Origin of the sequence: Actinomadura xylanilytica (genome assembly GCF_030283145.1) — a bacterium.
Lineage (GTDB): Bacteria > Actinomycetota > Actinomycetes > Streptosporangiales > Streptosporangiaceae > Spirillospora > Spirillospora xylanilytica.
This window is the reverse complement of sequence record NZ_JASNWE010000006.1, coordinates 13976-28958: the sequence shown is the minus strand read 5'-3', so window position 1 is coordinate 28958 and position 14983 is coordinate 13976. Positions and strand designations below refer to the sequence as shown.

Below are 14983 nucleotides of genomic sequence, written 5' to 3'. Positions count from 1 at the left end.
CATGGGGCCCGCGAAAGACCCAGCATGGCGCCCGGAATTGCGGACACGGCGCCTCGAGTCGCTGAGCGGAGCGAAGCCATGAGACAGGGCGTTCGGCTCGGGGTGGACGTGGGGAGCGTGCGCATCGGCGTGGCGCGGAGCGATCCCGGTGGGATCCTCGCCTCCCCGCTCGAGACGGTGCGGAGTGGGAAGGGCGACCTCGACCGGCTGGCCGAGCTGGTCTCGGAGCATGAGGCGGTCGAGGTCGTAGTCGGGCTGCCGACGTCGCTGTCGGGGCGTGAGGGCCCGGCGGCGGCGTCGGCACGCAGGTTCGCGGGCATGCTGGCGGGCCGGCTCGCCACCGGGACCGTCCGGCTGTACGACGAGCGGCTCACCACCGTCACGGCCGAGAGCGGCCTGCGCGCGGGCGGTGTGCACGGGCAGGCCCGGCGCAAGGTCGTCGACCAGGCGGCGGCGGCGGTGCTGCTTCAGGCGGCCCTGGACGGGGAACGTTTGACTGGACGCCCCCCAGGCGAGATCGTCCGGGGAAGCGCATGAGCGATTTGGACCTTTTCTCAGATCCGTCCGGTGGCGGTGGCCGTTCGCGGGGCGAACGGCCCGTCCGGCGTGACCGGCGCCGGGTGCGGAAGAGGCAGCGGCGGCGCCGGAACGGGCGGGCCGCGGCGCTGTTCGCGATGGCCTTCATCGTGGCGATCTTCGGCACCGGCGGCGTGCTCGGGGTCGCGTGGCTCGACAGCCGGATGCATCCGCCGGACTACTCCGGTGGGGGCGGCGGGAACGTCACGGTGCAGATCAAGGACGGCGACGGCGGGTACGTCATCGCCGCCGCGCTGGAGCAGCACGACGTGGTCAAGAGCAGCCGGGCCTTCATCAAGGTGTACGGCAAGGAGACCAAGGCCGGCAGCATCCAGCCGGGCTTCTACCGGATGCGGCTGAAGATGTCGTCGTCGTCGGCGATGGCGCTGCTGCTGGACACCAAGTCGCGGGCGGACAACCAGATCACGATCTTCGAGGGCCTCCGGACGAGCGAGATCTTCGACAAGCTGTCGAAGAAGACCGGTATTCCGCTGAGGAACTTCCAGGCGGCGGAGGCCAAGCCGCAGGGGCTGGGGCTGCCGGCGTACGCCAAGGGCCTGGAGGGGTACCTGTTCCCGGGGCGGTACGACCTGAACCCGAACGGGAGCGCGCGGGAGATCCTCAAGCAGATGGTCGACCGGTTCAACCAGGAGGCCGAGAAGATCGACCTGGAGGGCAAGGCGAAGCAGGGGAACATGCGGCCGGCGGAGCTGATCACCATGGCCAGCCTGATCCAGTCCGAGGGCGGCAAGCCGGGAGACCTGGCCAAGATCTCCAGGGTGATCCGCAACCGGATGGAACAGGGCATCCCCCTACAGTTCGACTCCTCGGTCCTTTACGCGCTGAAGAAGCGCACGCTGAACGTACGGAACCACGACACCCAGTACCCCTCGCCCTACAACACCTATCTGCACAAGGGCCTGCCCCCCGGGCCGATCTCCAGTCCCGGGGCGGATTCGATCGAGGCCGCGGCGTCGCCGAAGAACGGGACGTGGCTGTACTTCATCGCGGTCGACCCGACGAACAAGCGGACCGAGTTCACCGCGGACTACCAGGAGTTCCTGAGGCTGAAGAAGCAGTTCAACAGGTGGCAGCAGCAGAATCCGGGGAACTGATGGGACACAGGGCGGCGGTCCTCGGCTCGCCGATCGGGCACTCGCTGTCGCCGGTGCTGCACCGGGCGGCGTACGCGGCGATGGGCCTGGACGACTGGTCCTACGAGGCGATCGAGTGCGGTGAGGACGGCCTGGCGGGCCTGCTCGACGGGCTCGGCCCGGCGTGGGCGGGGCTGTCGCTGACGATGCCGCTCAAACGGACCGCGCTGAAGCTGGTCGACGAGGTGTCGGAGCTGGCGGTGAAGGTCGGCGGGGCCAACACGATCGTGCTGCGGGACGGGCGCCGGTTCGGCGACAACACCGACGTGCACGGCGTCGTGACCGCGCTGACCGGCGCGGGGCTCGGCGATCCGGGCCGCGCGGTGGTGCTCGGCGGCGGCGCGACCGCGGCGTCGGTGCTGGCCGCGCTGGCGGGCCTCGGGCTGGACGAGGCGGTGCTGGCCGCGCGCAGCCCGGAGCGGGCGGCCGGGGCGGCGGAGGTGGGCGAGCGGTTCGGGCTGACGGTGCGGGTCGCCGCCCTCGACCGGCTGCCCGAGCTGCTTCCCGCCGGCTTGGTGGTCTCCACCCTGCCGGGACGGTCGGGCGACGCGTTCGCCGAGCCGGTCGCCGCGTCGGGCGCCGCGCTGTTCGACGTGGTGTACGCGCCGTGGCCGACGGCGCTCGCCGCGGCGGTCGGCGGCGCGGGCGGCACGGTCGTCGGCGGCTTCGAGATGCTGCTGCACCAGGCGGTGCGGCAGGTGACGCTGATGACCGGACGCGAGGACGTCCCGGTCGAGGCGATGCGCGCCGCCGGGGAAGCGGAACTCGCCCGGCGGGCCTGACGCCCCGCCTCCCGTTCCCGCCTCGCGCCCCCGCCTCCCGTTCCCGGCTCCCGTCCCCGCCCCGCGCTCGACGCGACGTCAGCGCGGGGTGCGGCGCCGCTTCAACGACTCGTCCGCCGCCGCGAGCATCATCGGCAGGATCACGCTCAGCCAGAAGTCGCGCCAGCCCCACGTCCCGGAAGCGACTCCCGTGAGGCTGCCCGCGCCGATCAGGGTGAGCAGCACCGCCGACCAGTGCCGCCGCACCAGCCGTACCGGTTCGAGGCGCCGGCGGTGGGGGAGCAGCGCGGCCAGCGGCCGGTCCCGCGCGTGCGCGCGCTGCACCACCGTCGCGTCCGGTAGCCAGTGCAGGACGTCGCCGGTGCCGGCCAGCGGGACGCGGGTGAGGTCGATCAGGATCTCCAGCCGCCACCACAGCTTCCAGAGCGAGGTGCGCCCGCTGCCGGGGTAGCCGGTGCGGCGCGGGGCGGTGATCTCGGCGCGGGCCAGCGTCCGGAACGCGCGGGCGACCGTCGGCCCGTGCGGGCCGCGCGGGTCCCGCAGCAGCGCCGACAGGGCCAGGGGCAGCCCGTAGTGCCAGAGGGCCAGTCGCCAGACGGGGCTGGACGCCGTGCCGTGCGGGGAGACGTCGTAGGTCTCGATCCAGGTGTGGTCGTCCTCAGGGTCCAGGTTCGCCAGCAGCCAGTCGTAGGCGTCCAGCAGCCGCTCGGTGCACAGCGCGGGACGCGCCTCGGCCAGCGTGACCAGCGCGAACGCGGTGTGCGTGACGGTCGGCCCGGACGTCGGGGTGGGACCCCACGCGGGACGGCTCGCGGTCCGGCCCGCCGTCAGCCACTCCACGCCCCGCTCCACGGCCTCGTCGTAGGGGTTGAGCTGGGTGAGGGCGCGCAGCGCCAGGCAGGTCAGCCAGACCCGGGACGGGCAGCCGAGCAGGGACCCCCAGCCGCCGTCGGGGTTCTGGTTGCGCAGCAGCCACCGGTAGGCCCGCCTGAGATCGGGGGCGTCCTCGCGCAGGTCGCAGCGGGCGCGGGCGAGGAAGCGGGCGATCCAGGCGGTGGCCTCCACGACCGGCAGGCCGAGGCTGGTCCGGGTGGCCCAGCCGCCGTCCCCGAGCGGGTCGGCGGAGGCGGCCTGGCGGGACGCCAGGAACGCCAGGCCCTCGTCGAAGTGCTCGAACGGCCGGGCGGTCTCGACGAAGGCCAGCAGCCCGATCGCGGTGGCGGTCGCCCCCGGCTCCGGCCTGGTCAGCTCGTGGTACCAGCCGCCGCCGGCGTCGGGGGCGGGCGAGTAGGCGTCGCGCAGGGCGTCGAGCGACTCGTTCAGCCGGCGGTCGAGCACGGCGAGGTCGATCGCGGGGGGCGGCCCTGGTGCGGGGCGGCGGGCGGGTGCGTTGCGAGGTGCGGGGGCCGGGGGCCGGGGGAGCGGTGGGTTCACAGTGTGCCTCTATGTCCTTTGTTCCCGTTCGGCCAGGCTTTGTACCCTGCGGGTTCCGGGGCTGTGCCCGCCCGCCCGGAGCATCGGGGCCGGGGAGCGGGCACGCTGGGTGATGAGCGCTCGTGCGGCCCGTGGTGCTGGAGGACGCGTTGACCGAGCCATCCGAACGGGACGGCCCCGCCGCGGACTGCGTGCTGTGCCCGCCGCTGCGGTTCCGGTTCAACGACATGGCGGGCCTGCCGGGCGGTGCGGCCGTCCTCGCGGCGGACGCCGACTTCTTCCTCATGCCCGACCTGGCCCCCTTGGCGGACGGGCACCTGCTGCTGGTCACAGAGGCGCACCACCCGAGCGCCGGGACGTTCGGCGGCCGGATGTGGGCGCGCGCCTGCGTGTGGCGCGGCCGGATCGCCCGCATCTACCGCGAGGCGTACGGGACCGGCGAGCTGGTGATGTTCGAGCACGGTCCGGCGAGCCCCCAGGGCGGCGGGGCGTGCATCGACCACGCGCACTGGCACTTCCTGCCGGGCAGCCCGGGTGTACGGGCCGTGGTGGAACGCAGCGGGCCGCACGGTGTCCCCGCTGACCACGACTCCGTACGCGACCGGGTCCGGGAGGGCCGCTCGTACCTTCTGCTGGAGGAGGGCGAGACGGTCACGCTCCACCCGGGAGAGGGTGTGCCGAGCCAGTTTCTTCGCTGGGCGGCGGCGACCGCGCTCCTAGACGGCTCAGTGGCGCACAAGGACGGTTCCGTTAGGGCTTGGCGCTGGCAAGAGACGTTCGGACTACCCGAGAGCAAGCGGTCCTTCCAGCGAACGCTGGATGCGCTCCGCTCGGCCCTCAGGGAGGATCAGCGGACCGACAGCCACCAGTAGAGCTCGGCCACAGCGAGCCGGTCACCGAACCCAGCGCGTTCCACCCCGTCGCCGTATCCGGTCGGGTATTCCAGGAGCAGCCCGTCCCGCTGGTGGGCCAGTGCACACTCCAGCGAGCTCTCACCGAAGCGCAGCAGCCACAGCGGACGTCCCGGAACGAGCCGATCCAGTGAGGGGAGCAGTTCCCGTACAGCGTCCGCCCCTACCGGAGGTACCTGGCCGAGCAGCCTGGCCAGTGTGGGCGCCTCGGAGATGACGACGTCGGCCAGCGAGAGCATCGGCAGGACCTCCGCGACCGGCAGCCGCGCGTCGATGTCGTGCGGGACCACGTCGAAGACCACCTGCGCGCCGGCCTGGCGGGCGATCGCCGCCGCCTCCCGCAGGGCCGCCCGGGAGACGGGGGACAGCAGGGCGTACCCGTCGACGCACAGCACGTCCGCGTGCCCGATCGCGGCGGAGACGTGCCGCACGTCGGACGCCGACAGCCGCCGGTCGGGGGCGTCCTCCTCCGCGATGAGCAGCCGGACGCCCGGTTCGCCGCCGGCCGCGCGGTCACGGAGCATCACCGCCACCCCGTTAGCGGCGCCGTGCTCGACGCGGAGCAGGTCGCGGACGCCCAGCCGCCTCAGCTCCCGCCGGATCACCGGGGTGAAATCGTCGTCCCCGACCCGGCCCAGGACGGCGACGTGGCCGAAGTAGCCGGCCGCCCGCCGCGCCAGGTTGACCGCGGTGCCCGCCACGATCGCCCGCGCGGGCGCGTAGGCGAGCCGGTCGGCGGTCAGCTCCGCGAAGCGGACGGCGGGCAGCTCCGCCCTGACCTCGATCCGCACGTCGCCCACGACGACCATCGTGAAGCGCCGCTCGGCGACGCCGTCCAGGCCGGGCCACTGGACCGGGGGGCGCGCGGACGCCGCCGCGATGTCCATGATCGCCTCAGCCCGCCGGCGGATGCAGCCGGAGGAACACGCGCATCACCGGGCGCAGGCTCGGGATCAGCTCGAACCCGCCGAGATCGCCCAGCGGCACCCAGGCGCAGTCGGCGAGATGGTCGCCGTCGGTCTGGTGCTCCAGGCTCACGTCCAGGCTCGCGGGCCGGCAGTGCCGCGCCGCGGCGACCACCCGCACCTGCCCGCCCCGCTCCCCTGCGGGGGGACCGAGATCGGGCATGAACCACTGCCACAGGTGGAACGGCGGGCCCGGGTCGACCTTGATGCCGACCTCTTCCCACACCTCGCGCCGGATGTGGTCGTCGAGGTCGAGGTCGGCGGCGACCTCCAGCCGCCCGCCCGGCACCTCCCACCGCCCCGGGTGGAACGGATCGGACGCCGCCTTGCGGACCAGCAGCAGCCGGTCCGCGTCGAGGATGAACGCCTTCTGCGCGAACTCCAGCCTGATCATCCGGGCGGCGCCGGACGGGCCGGCCGTGGCTGTGTTGACCGAGGGCATCGCGGAGAACCCCTCCGTGGAGCCGACCCCGGTGGGCCGTCGTCGCTCCACGGTAACAAGCCACACGAATTCCGCCAGGGCCCAGAAGGGCGCCGTCCTGGGCCTGGGGAATGGACGCCCGTCCCCCGTGGTTGTGAAGTGGTGGATCGGTGCCCCGGAGGGGCGGCGCGACAGGGCCTGGCAAGTGATAGCCTTGGAACTCGACCGGCCCTGTGCGGACGATGACGACATCGTGATCGACCGTACCGGGCGCTCAAGCGGAGGCCATCTCCCACCTGACCGGCCGTCAAGCCGGTGGGTTTCGGTCCGGCGAACGGGCGGTACACGCCCGCGACGCCGTAGTTCCCGTCGGCACTGTCGGCGGGAAGACCGAAGGTGGCCCCGCATGCGAGTCGTGCGGGGCTTTTTGCGTGAAGGCCCTGGGGTACGACCGGTCCTGGAACTTGAGTAACGGCCCCAAGGAGGTCCCATCAGCGCCGAACCGCGTATCAACGACCGCATTCGCGTGCCCGAGGTCCGGCTCGTCGGCCCGAACGGCGAACAGGTGGGCATCGTGCCCATCGCCAAGGCCCTTGAACTCGCGCGTGAGTCGGACCTCGACCTGGTCGAGGTGGCGCCCACCGCGCGCCCGCCCGTCGCCAAGCTCATGGACTACGGCAAGTTCAAGTACGAGTCCGCGATGAAGGCGCGTGAGGCGCGGAAGAACCAGGCGCACACGGTCATCAAGGAGATCAAGCTCCGCCCGAAGATCGACCCGCACGACTACGCGACCAAGAAGGGTCACGTGGTGCGGTTCCTCAAGGCGGGGGACAAGGTGAAGGTCACGATCATGTTCCGCGGTCGTGAGCAGTCCCGTCCCGAGCTCGGTTTCCGGCTGTTGCAGCGGCTGGCCGACGACGTCGAGGACCTCGGCTTCGTCGAGTCGCGGGCCAAGCAGGACGGCCGAAACATGATCATGGTGCTCGGTCCGCACAAGAAGAAGGCCGAGGCCAAGGCCGAGGCCAAGGCCGAGCGGGCCACCCGTGACCATGAGGCGGAGGCCGACTCCGTCTGACGGCCCCGGCCGGGTCGTACCGGGGCCGCCCAGCGGCGGTCCCCACGTGGTCTCGCGTTCTCGCGAGGTCGTGACGCACGTACATTGAAGCCTGACCAGGCGCGTCACACGGAGTTCCGTGGGATGCGCCCGATCAGGCGCGCCCCCGTGCCAGTGCGCGGGGGCCGGGAGTGAGGGAGACGACGGCGCCATGCCGAAGACCAAGACCCACAGCGGTGCCAAGAAGCGCTTCAAGCTGACCGGCACCGGCAAGGTGATGCGCCGCCGCGCCAACCGCAACCACCTGCTCGAGCACAAGCCGACCAAGCGGACCCGCCGCCTGGACGGCCCGGCCGTGGTGGCCGACGCCGACGCCAAGAACATCAAGAAGCTGCTGCGCAAGTAGCCCACGACCAGAAACCCGTACGACCGGCCGAGGTCAGCACGGCCCCGGCCCCCACGAAGGAGTTCGAAACGTGGCACGCGTGAAGCGGGCGGTCAACGCCGCCAAGAAGCGTCGGGTCGTCCTGGAGCGGTCGAGCGGCTACCGCGGCCAGCGGTCGCGCCTGTACCGCAAGGCCAAGGAGCAGCAGCTCCACTCCATGACCTACGCCTTCCGGGACCGCAAGGACCGCAAGGGCCAGTTCCGCCGCCTGTGGATCCAGCGGATCAACGCTGCGGCCCGCGCCAACGGCATCACCTACAACCGGTTCATCCAGGGCCTGAAGGCGGCCGAGATCGAGGTCGACCGCCGCATGCTCGCCGAACTGGCCGTCAACGACGCCGCCGCGTTCACCGCCCTGGTGACGGTGGCCAAGAACGCGCTGCCCGCCGAGGGCAGCGAGGCGGCCTGAACCGGTTCCCGGCAGACAGGCGATCACGAACGTCATGGCGGGCCGCGAGCTGACCTCCCTCCGATCACCACGGGTGAAGGCCGCTCGCCGGCTCGCCAAACGTGCGTTCCGGCGCCGCGAACGGCGCTTCCTCGCCGAAGGCCCGCAGGCGGTGCGGGAGGCGCTGGAGATCCCCGGCGGCCTCGCCGAGCTGTTCACCACCGCCGAGGCCGAGGCCCGCCATCCCGAGCTGGTGACGGCCGCCGAGAAGGCGGGCGTCCCGGTGCTGCGGGTCAGCGGCGAGGTCATGGCCGAGCTGGCGCAGACCGTCACGCCCCAGGGGCTGCTCGCGGTCTGCCAGTTCGTCGACGTCCCGCTGGGCGGCGCGCTGGACTCCGGCCCCAGGCTGGTGACCGTGCTCGCCCACGTCCGCGACCCCGGCAACGCCGGAACGGTCCTGCGCACCGCCGATGCCGCCGGGTCGGAGGCGGTCGTCTTCACCGACGCGTCGGTCGACCCGTACAACGGCAAGTGCGTCCGCGCGTCGGCGGGCAGCCTGTTCCACCTCCCCGTCGTCGTCGGGCCCCGGTTCGGCGACCTGATCCCCGAGCTCAAGGCGGCCGGGCTGAAGGTGCTCGCCGCCGACGGCGCGGGCGACCGGACCCTCGACGACGGCATCGACGACGGCCTGCTCGCGGGCCCCACCGCCTGGGTGTTCGGCAACGAGGCGTGGGGACTGCCCGACGAGATCCTCCAGCATGTCGACGAGGTCGTGCGGGTGCCGATCTACGGTCGGGCCGAGAGCCTCAATCTGGCGACGGCCGCGGCCGTCTGCCTCTACGCCTCGGCCCGCGCGCAACGCAATGGGGACCCGCGCCCGGCGCCGTGAGGGCGCGCGCGGGCCGTGGAGGGCCCGCGACGACGTTGTGAGGGTGTGAGGGTTCGTCTTGGTAAGGGCGATTCTGTGCGTTCGGCTGGCCGCAAGCGGTCGCGTCGTGCGGCTTTTCTCCTCCCTTGACCTGGGAGGATGAACTATCGCTGGACGGTGGGCGGGGGGCTCGCGTCCGGCGGCGACTCATTCCCAGGTAGGAGCGGGAACCAACCCGGCGATGGATCCACGCGTCGCACCCGGGTGCCTACGGTGATGACGAGGGCGGCGATGGGGCCGTGCAGAGTGGGGGCAAACGTGATGATCGACGAGGGCAGGGCGGCGGCCAGGCGTCCCGGCAGGCGCGGACCCGAGGTCAGGTGCCGGGCGGGTGCCCGGCCCGCCGGCGGGCCGGGCACCGCGCTGGACGGCCCCGCGGCCGGGGGGCCGCGTGAGCAGGGCCCGGTGGCCGGTCTGGACGTCTCGGTCGCGCAGGTGCACGGTGAGACCGTCGTCGCCGCAGTGACCGGCGAGATCGACCTGCACACCGCCGACACGCTCCGCGTCCACCTGGTCGAGCTGCACGAGGCGGGCTTCCGCCGCCTGGTCGTCGACTTCGCCGGGGTCCCGTTCTGCGACGCCACCGGGCTCGGCGCCCTGGTCGCCGCGCACAACCAGATCTCCGGGGCCGGGGGAGAGATCAGACTCGCCCGGGTGCGGCCCGCCCAGGTTCGGCTGCTGCGCATCACCGGGCTGTACCGGCTGTTCACCCTGTACGACGACATCGCCGGCGCGATCGCCGAGGCCGGGTCGTCCGCGGCCCCGCGCTGCTGACGCCCGCCGCCCGTGCCGGTGTCCGTGCCGCCACTCGTACCGGCACCTGTGCCGGCCGCCCGTGCCGGTGCCCGTTTCGGTCGCCGGTGCGCGGGGTGGTGCGGGAGGGGCGGCAGAGTGCCCGTGACGGCCACAATGCCTGTCCGTAGGGGCTTCTCCGGGTCCCGTTAGGTCCCCGTCTCCGGATAGAGTCTCCTTTCGACAGGCCGCGTTCTCACCGGTGTTCTGGAGGCCGTTGTGGGCGGAGAGGACTCCCCGCACCTGGCCCGACCCATGCCCGCTGCTGGAGGCGATGTGGACGTTCCGCCGGAGGACGCGGCGGACGCCCTGCCCTGCGGCGCGCCGACCCTGGACGATCTTCCCGACGGCCTGCTGGTGGCCGACCGGGACGCCCGCGTCGTGGTGTTCAACGCGGCGGCCTCGCGGATGACCGGCATCGCCTCCGGCGCCGCCCTCGGCCGCGACTTCCGCGACGTCCTGCCGCTGCACGACGCCGAGGGCCGCGACTGGTGGAAATGCCTGGCCCCCTACGACGGGCTCGGCACCCGCACCCGCCACCCCGAGCGGCCGCTGTACCTGCCCGGCGGCACCGAGCTGCTGGTGACGGCGGGCTACCGGCGCGGCCGGGGCGGCCGGGTGGAACGGTTCACGATCTCCCTGCGCGACGCCCTGCACCGGGCCCGGCTGGAGCGCGACCGCGCCGACCTGGTGTCCACCGTCGCCCACGAGCTGCGCTCCCCGCTGACCAGCGTGAAGGGCTTCACCGCGACGCTGCTGGCCAAATGGCACCGCTTCAACGACGACCAGAAGCGGGTGATGCTGGAGACGGTCAACGCCGACGCCGACCGGGTCACCCGCCTGATCACCGAGCTGCTCGACGTCTCGCGGATCGAGGCGGGCCGGCTGGAGATGCACCGGCAGGTGGTCGACCTGCCCGGCGAGATCCGCAAGGTCCTGGCCGGACGGGTGGCGGCGGGCGACGCCGAGGACCGGTTCCGGTTCGAGGCCCGCGGCGTCCTGCCGGAGATGTGGCTCGACCCCGACAAGGTCGACCAGATCCTCGGCAACCTGGTCGAAAACGCCGTGCGGCACGGCGCTGGTACTGTCACCATCATGGTGGAGCCGGACGCGCATAAGGAGGGGGCCGCCGTGTCGGTGCGCGACGAGGGCGAGGGCATTCCGCCCGAGGCCGCCCAGCGCATCTTCCGGCAGTTCTGGCGCGGTCCCGGCGGCAACCGCCGCGGCGGCACCGGGCTCGGGCTCTACATCGTCAAGGGCCTGGTCGAGGCGCACGGGGGCACCATCACCGTGCGGCGCGCCCCCGGCGGCGGCGCCGAGTTCCGATTTACCGTGCCCGCCGGGGCCCCCGACTACGCCACCTGATCGCGCGCTCGCACCGCGTTCCGATCCCGGCGTCACGGGCCCCGCGCGGGCGGCGCGACCTGCGCACGCTTTTCCGGATCCTTCCCGCCCGCCCACTAGACTGCGGGCGTCCCACGCCGACCGGAGTCATCACACCACCATGTCTGCACCCAACAAGTCCTACGACCCTGTCGAGGTGTCCGCGTTGCAGCCCGAAGCGCTGGATCGGGCCCGTGCCGAGGCCCTGGAGGCCATCGCGGCCGCGGCCGACCTCGACGCGCTCAAGCAGGTCCGCCTGGCGCACGCCGGCGACCGTTCCCCGCTGGCCCTGGCCAACCGCGAGATCGGGGCCCTGCCGCCGCAGGGCCGCGCCGAGGCGGGCAAGCGCATCGGCGCCGCCCGCGGCGCCGTCGCGCAGGCGCTCAAGGCCCGCCAGGCCGAACTGGAGGAGGAACGCGACCAGCGCGTCCTCGCCGACGAGGCCGTCGACGTCACCCTGCCCTGGGACCGCGACCCGCGCGGCGCCCGGCACCCGCTGACCACGGTCCAGGAGCGGATGGCCGACGTCTTCGTCTCGATGGGCTTCGAGGTCGCCGAGGGGCCCGAGGTCGAGGCCGAGTGGTTCAACTTCGACGCCCTCAACTTCAAGCCCGACCACCCGGCCCGCACCATGCAGGACACGTTCTTCGTGGAGTCGGAGGACACCGGGCTGGTCCTGCGCACCCACACCTCGCCGGTGCAGATCAGGTCGCTGCTGTCGCGGCCCCTGCCGGTGTACGTGGTGGCGCCCGGCCGCACCTACCGCACCGACGAGCTCGACGCCACGCACAGCCCGGTGTTCCACCAGCTCGAGGGCCTGGCGGTCGACGAGGGCCTGACCATGGCCGACCTGCGCGGCGGCATCGACGCGTTCGTGGCCGGCATGTTCGGCGAGGGGCTGCGGGTGCGGATGCGCCCGTCCTACTTCCCGTTCACCGAGCCGTCGGCCGAGGTCGACATGCAGTGCTTCGTGTGCCGGGGCGCCTCGGTGGAGCGGGGCGCGCCGCCGTGCCGCACCTGCGGCTCGGAGGGCTGGATCGAACTGGGCGGCTGCGGCATGGTCAACCCGCGGGTGCTGGTCGCCTGCGGGATCGACCCGGACCGCTACAGCGGCTGGGCGTTCGGCCTGGGCGTGGAGCGGACGCTGATGTTCCGGCACGGCGTCGAGGACATGCACGACATGGTGGAGGGCGACGTCCGGTTCACCCTCCCGTTCGGGATGGAGATCTGATGCGGGCCCCGCTTTCCTGGCTGCGGGAGCACGTCGAGCTCCCCTCCGGCGTCACCGGCCGCGAGCTGGCCGCCAAGCTGATCGACGCCGGCCTCGAGGTCGAGACCGTCGAGCAGGCCGGCGCCGACCTGGCCGGCCCGATCGTGACCGGCACCGTCCTGGCCGTCGAGGAGCTGGCCGGCTTCAAGAAGCCGATCCGCTACTGCCAGGTGGACGTCGGGCAGGCCAACGGCACCGGCGAGCCGCAGAACATCGTCTGCGGCGCCACCAACTTCGCGGCCGGCGACGACGTCGTGGTGATCCTGCCGGGCGGCGCGCTGCCTGGGGACCGTCCCGGCGAGCCGTTCCGGATCGCCGCCCGCAAGACCTACGGGCACGTGTCCGAGGGCATGATCTGCTCGGTCCGCGAGCTCGGCATCGGCGACGACCACGACGGCATCCTGGTGCTGCCGCCGGGTACCGCGCCCGGGACGGACGTCATCGGGCTGTTCGGCCTGCGCGACGACGTCCTCGACATCGCGATCACCCCCGACCGGGGCTACTGCCTGTCGATCCGCGGCATCGCCCGCGAGGCCGCGATCGCCTACGGCGTGCCGTTCACCGATCCGGCCGGGGTGGACCTGCCCGCCGGGGACGGCGAGGCCCACCCGGTGCGCATCGCCGACCCGTCCGGCTGCGACCGGATCGTGCTGCGCGAGGTGCGCGGCTTCGACCCGGACGCGCCGACCCCGATGTGGATGGCGGTGCGGCTGTTCCGCGCCGGGATGCGGCCGGTGTCGCTGGCCGTCGACGTCACCAACTACCTGATGCTCGAGCTCGGGCAGCCGCTGCACGCCTTCGACCACGGCAAGCTCACCGGCCCGATCGAGGTGCGCCGCGCGGTGGCGGGCGAGAGCCTGGAGACCCTCGACCACGTCGAGCGGGCGCTGGACCCCGAGGACATCCTGATCACCGACGCGTCCGGGCCGATCTCGATGGCCGGGACGATGGGCGGGCTGGCCACCGAGATCGACGGCGCCTCGTCCGCCATGGTGATCGAGGCCGCGCACTTCGACGACATCGGCATCGCGCGGATGGCGCGGCGGCACCGGCTGCACAGCGAGGCGTCCTACCGCTTCGAGCGCGGCGTCGACCGCGAGCTGCCGCTGTACGCCTCCTACCGCGCCGCGTCGCTGCTGGCCGAGCTGGGCGGTGCCGAGATCGTCCCGGGGGCATCCCACGCGCAGGCGCCGGTCGCGCCGGTCACGGTCGAGATGCCCGCCGGGCATCCGGGCCGGGTCGCGGGCGTGACCTACGGGCGCGACACCGTCGTGCGCCGCCTGGAGCAGGTGGGCTGCACGGTGGCGGGCGGCGACGTGCTGACGGTGACGCCGCCGTCGTGGCGGCCCGACCTCACCGACCCGAACGACCTGGCCGAAGAGGTCATCCGGCTGGAGGGCTACGAGAACATCCCGGCGCGGGCGCCGCGTCCGGTCGCGGGCCGGGGCCTCACCGGCCAGCAGCGGCTGCGCCGCCGGGTGGGCCGCGCGCTGGCCGGGGCGGGGTACGTGGAGACGCCGGCCTTCCCGTTCGCGTCCGAGCGCGACTGGGATGCCCTCCAGCTCCCCGCCGGCGACGCCCGCCGCGTGGCGCTGCGCCTGGCCAACCCGCTGTCGGAGGACGAGCCGCTGCTGCGCACCACGCTGCTGCCCGGCCTGCTGCGGGCGCTGGCCCGCAACACCGGCCGGGGCTTCGGCGACGTGGGCCTGTACGAGCTCGGCCTGGTGTTCCGGCCCAAGGAGGGGGCGCCCGAGCGGGCGCCGCGCCTGCCGGTCGACCGCGGCCCGACGGCCGAGGAGATCGCCTCGGTGGACGCGGCGCTGCCCGACCAGCCGCTGCGGGTCGGCGTGGTGCTGGCCGGCGAGCGCGCCCGGTCCGGCTGGTGGGGCGACGGGCGGCCGGGCGGCTGGGCCGACGCGATCGAGGCCGCCCGCGTGGTGGCCCGCGAGGTCGGCGTCGAGCTGACCGTCCGGGCCGACCGGCACGAGCCGTGGCATCCGGGCCGGTGTGCCGCGCTGTACGCGGGCGAGGCCCTGGTCGGCCATGCCGGCGAGCTCCACCCGCGGACGATCAAGGCGTACGGGCTGCCCGCGCGCAGCTGCGCGATGGAGCTGGAGCTCGCCCGCCTCGGCGAGCCGCGGACGCCCCGTTCCGCGCGGGTCCCGACCTACCCGGTCGCCACCCAGGACGTGGCGCTGATCGTCGATGCGGGCGTCCCGGCGGCCGACGTCGAGTCCGCGCTGCGGGAGGGGGCCGGCGCGCTGCTGGAGTCGATCCGGCTGTTCGACCTCTATACCGGCGAGCAGGCGGGAGAGGGGCGCAAGTCCCTGGCCTACACGCTGCGGTTCCGGGCGCCGGACCGGACGCTCACCGCGGACGAGGCGTCCGCCGCGCGCGCCGCGGCCGTGACGGTGGCCGCCGACCGTACCGGCGCGACGGTCCGCGGGACCTAGTCGTGTCTCCAGGCCCGGCCCGACGTC

15 protein-coding genes are annotated in these 14983 nt (G+C 73.5%); 12 read left to right on the top strand and 3 right to left on the bottom strand.

Annotated elements, in window-relative coordinates:
• Positions 1–78 precede the first annotated feature (78 nt).
• From ruvX to QP090_RS34325, 3 genes are all read left to right on the top strand, one after another.
• Complete coding sequence (gene ruvX, locus QP090_RS34335) at positions 79–537, top strand: Holliday junction resolvase RuvX (protein ID WP_285943887.1); 459 nt, start codon at positions 79–81, stop codon at positions 535–537.
• Positions 538–620: 83 nt separating this feature from the next.
• Positions 621–1691 (top strand): endolytic transglycosylase MltG, encoded by a 1071-nt coding sequence (gene mltG, locus QP090_RS34330; RefSeq protein WP_285943885.1) that lies wholly within the window; start codon positions 621–623, stop codon positions 1689–1691.
• The gene (locus QP090_RS34325; RefSeq protein WP_285943884.1) at positions 1691–2512 is read left to right on the top strand and encodes a shikimate dehydrogenase; all 822 of its coding nucleotides are present in this window, start codon (positions 1691–1693) and stop codon (positions 2510–2512) included. Before mltG ends, QP090_RS34325 begins: the two co-directional genes overlap by 1 nt.
• A gap of 78 nt (positions 2513–2590) precedes the next feature.
• On the opposite strand, the gene QP090_RS34320 is transcribed toward QP090_RS34325, so the two are convergent.
• Complete coding sequence (locus QP090_RS34320; RefSeq protein WP_285943882.1) at positions 2591–3946, bottom strand: prenyltransferase/squalene oxidase repeat-containing protein; 1356 nt, start codon at positions 3944–3946, stop codon at positions 2591–2593.
• 122 nt (positions 3947–4068) lie between these two features.
• Between QP090_RS34320 and QP090_RS34315 the strand changes: the two genes are divergently transcribed.
• On the top strand, positions 4069–4818 hold the full coding sequence (locus QP090_RS34315; protein ID WP_285943881.1) for an HIT family protein: 750 nt from the start codon (positions 4069–4071) through the stop codon (positions 4816–4818).
• On the opposite strand, the gene QP090_RS34310 is transcribed toward QP090_RS34315, so the two are convergent.
• Entirely contained in the window at positions 4794–5744 is a 951-nt protein-coding gene (locus tag QP090_RS34310; RefSeq protein WP_285943879.1) for a carbohydrate kinase family protein, read from the bottom strand. The genes QP090_RS34315 and QP090_RS34310 overlap by 25 nt on opposite strands.
• A 7-nt stretch (positions 5745–5751) precedes the next feature.
• Complete coding sequence (locus tag QP090_RS34305) at positions 5752–6315, bottom strand: NUDIX domain-containing protein (RefSeq protein WP_285943878.1); 564 nt, start codon at positions 6313–6315, stop codon at positions 5752–5754.
• A gap of 418 nt (positions 6316–6733) precedes the next feature.
• Here QP090_RS34305 and infC point away from each other — a divergent pair, with 418 nt between their 5' ends.
• From infC to pheT, 8 genes are all read left to right on the top strand, one after another.
• The gene (gene infC / locus QP090_RS34300; RefSeq protein ID WP_285944062.1) at positions 6734–7318 is read left to right on the top strand and encodes a translation initiation factor IF-3; all 585 of its coding nucleotides are present in this window, start codon (positions 6734–6736) and stop codon (positions 7316–7318) included.
• A gap of 190 nt (positions 7319–7508) precedes the next feature.
• Positions 7509–7703, top strand: a complete 195-nt coding sequence (gene rpmI, locus QP090_RS34295) for a 50S ribosomal protein L35 (RefSeq protein ID WP_285943877.1) — start codon at positions 7509–7511, stop codon at positions 7701–7703.
• A 70-nt stretch (positions 7704–7773) separates the two neighbouring features.
• Positions 7774–8151, top strand: coding sequence for a 50S ribosomal protein L20 (rplT, locus tag QP090_RS34290; RefSeq protein ID WP_285943875.1), 378 nt, complete (start codon positions 7774–7776; stop codon positions 8149–8151).
• A 34-nt stretch (positions 8152–8185) separates the two neighbouring features.
• A complete protein-coding gene (locus tag QP090_RS34285) occupies positions 8186–9019 on the top strand; it encodes a TrmH family RNA methyltransferase (protein WP_285943874.1) in 834 nt (277 codons plus the stop codon).
• 300 nt (positions 9020–9319) lie between these two features.
• Positions 9320–9832: an STAS domain-containing protein gene (locus QP090_RS34280; protein WP_285944061.1), complete on the top strand. Its 513-nt coding sequence runs from the start codon at positions 9320–9322 to the stop codon at positions 9830–9832.
• A 273-nt stretch (positions 9833–10105) separates the two neighbouring features.
• The gene (locus QP090_RS34275; protein ID WP_432763107.1) at positions 10106–11215 is read left to right on the top strand and encodes a PAS domain-containing sensor histidine kinase; all 1110 of its coding nucleotides are present in this window, start codon (positions 10106–10108) and stop codon (positions 11213–11215) included.
• A 139-nt stretch (positions 11216–11354) separates the two neighbouring features.
• Positions 11355–12464: a phenylalanine--tRNA ligase subunit alpha gene (gene pheS, locus QP090_RS34270; protein WP_285943871.1), complete on the top strand. Its 1110-nt coding sequence runs from the start codon at positions 11355–11357 to the stop codon at positions 12462–12464.
• A complete protein-coding gene (pheT, locus tag QP090_RS34265) occupies positions 12464–14956 on the top strand; it encodes a phenylalanine--tRNA ligase subunit beta (protein WP_285943870.1) in 2493 nt (830 codons plus the stop codon). Before pheS ends, pheT begins: the two co-directional genes overlap by 1 nt.
• The last annotated feature ends 27 nt before the right edge of the window (positions 14957–14983 follow it).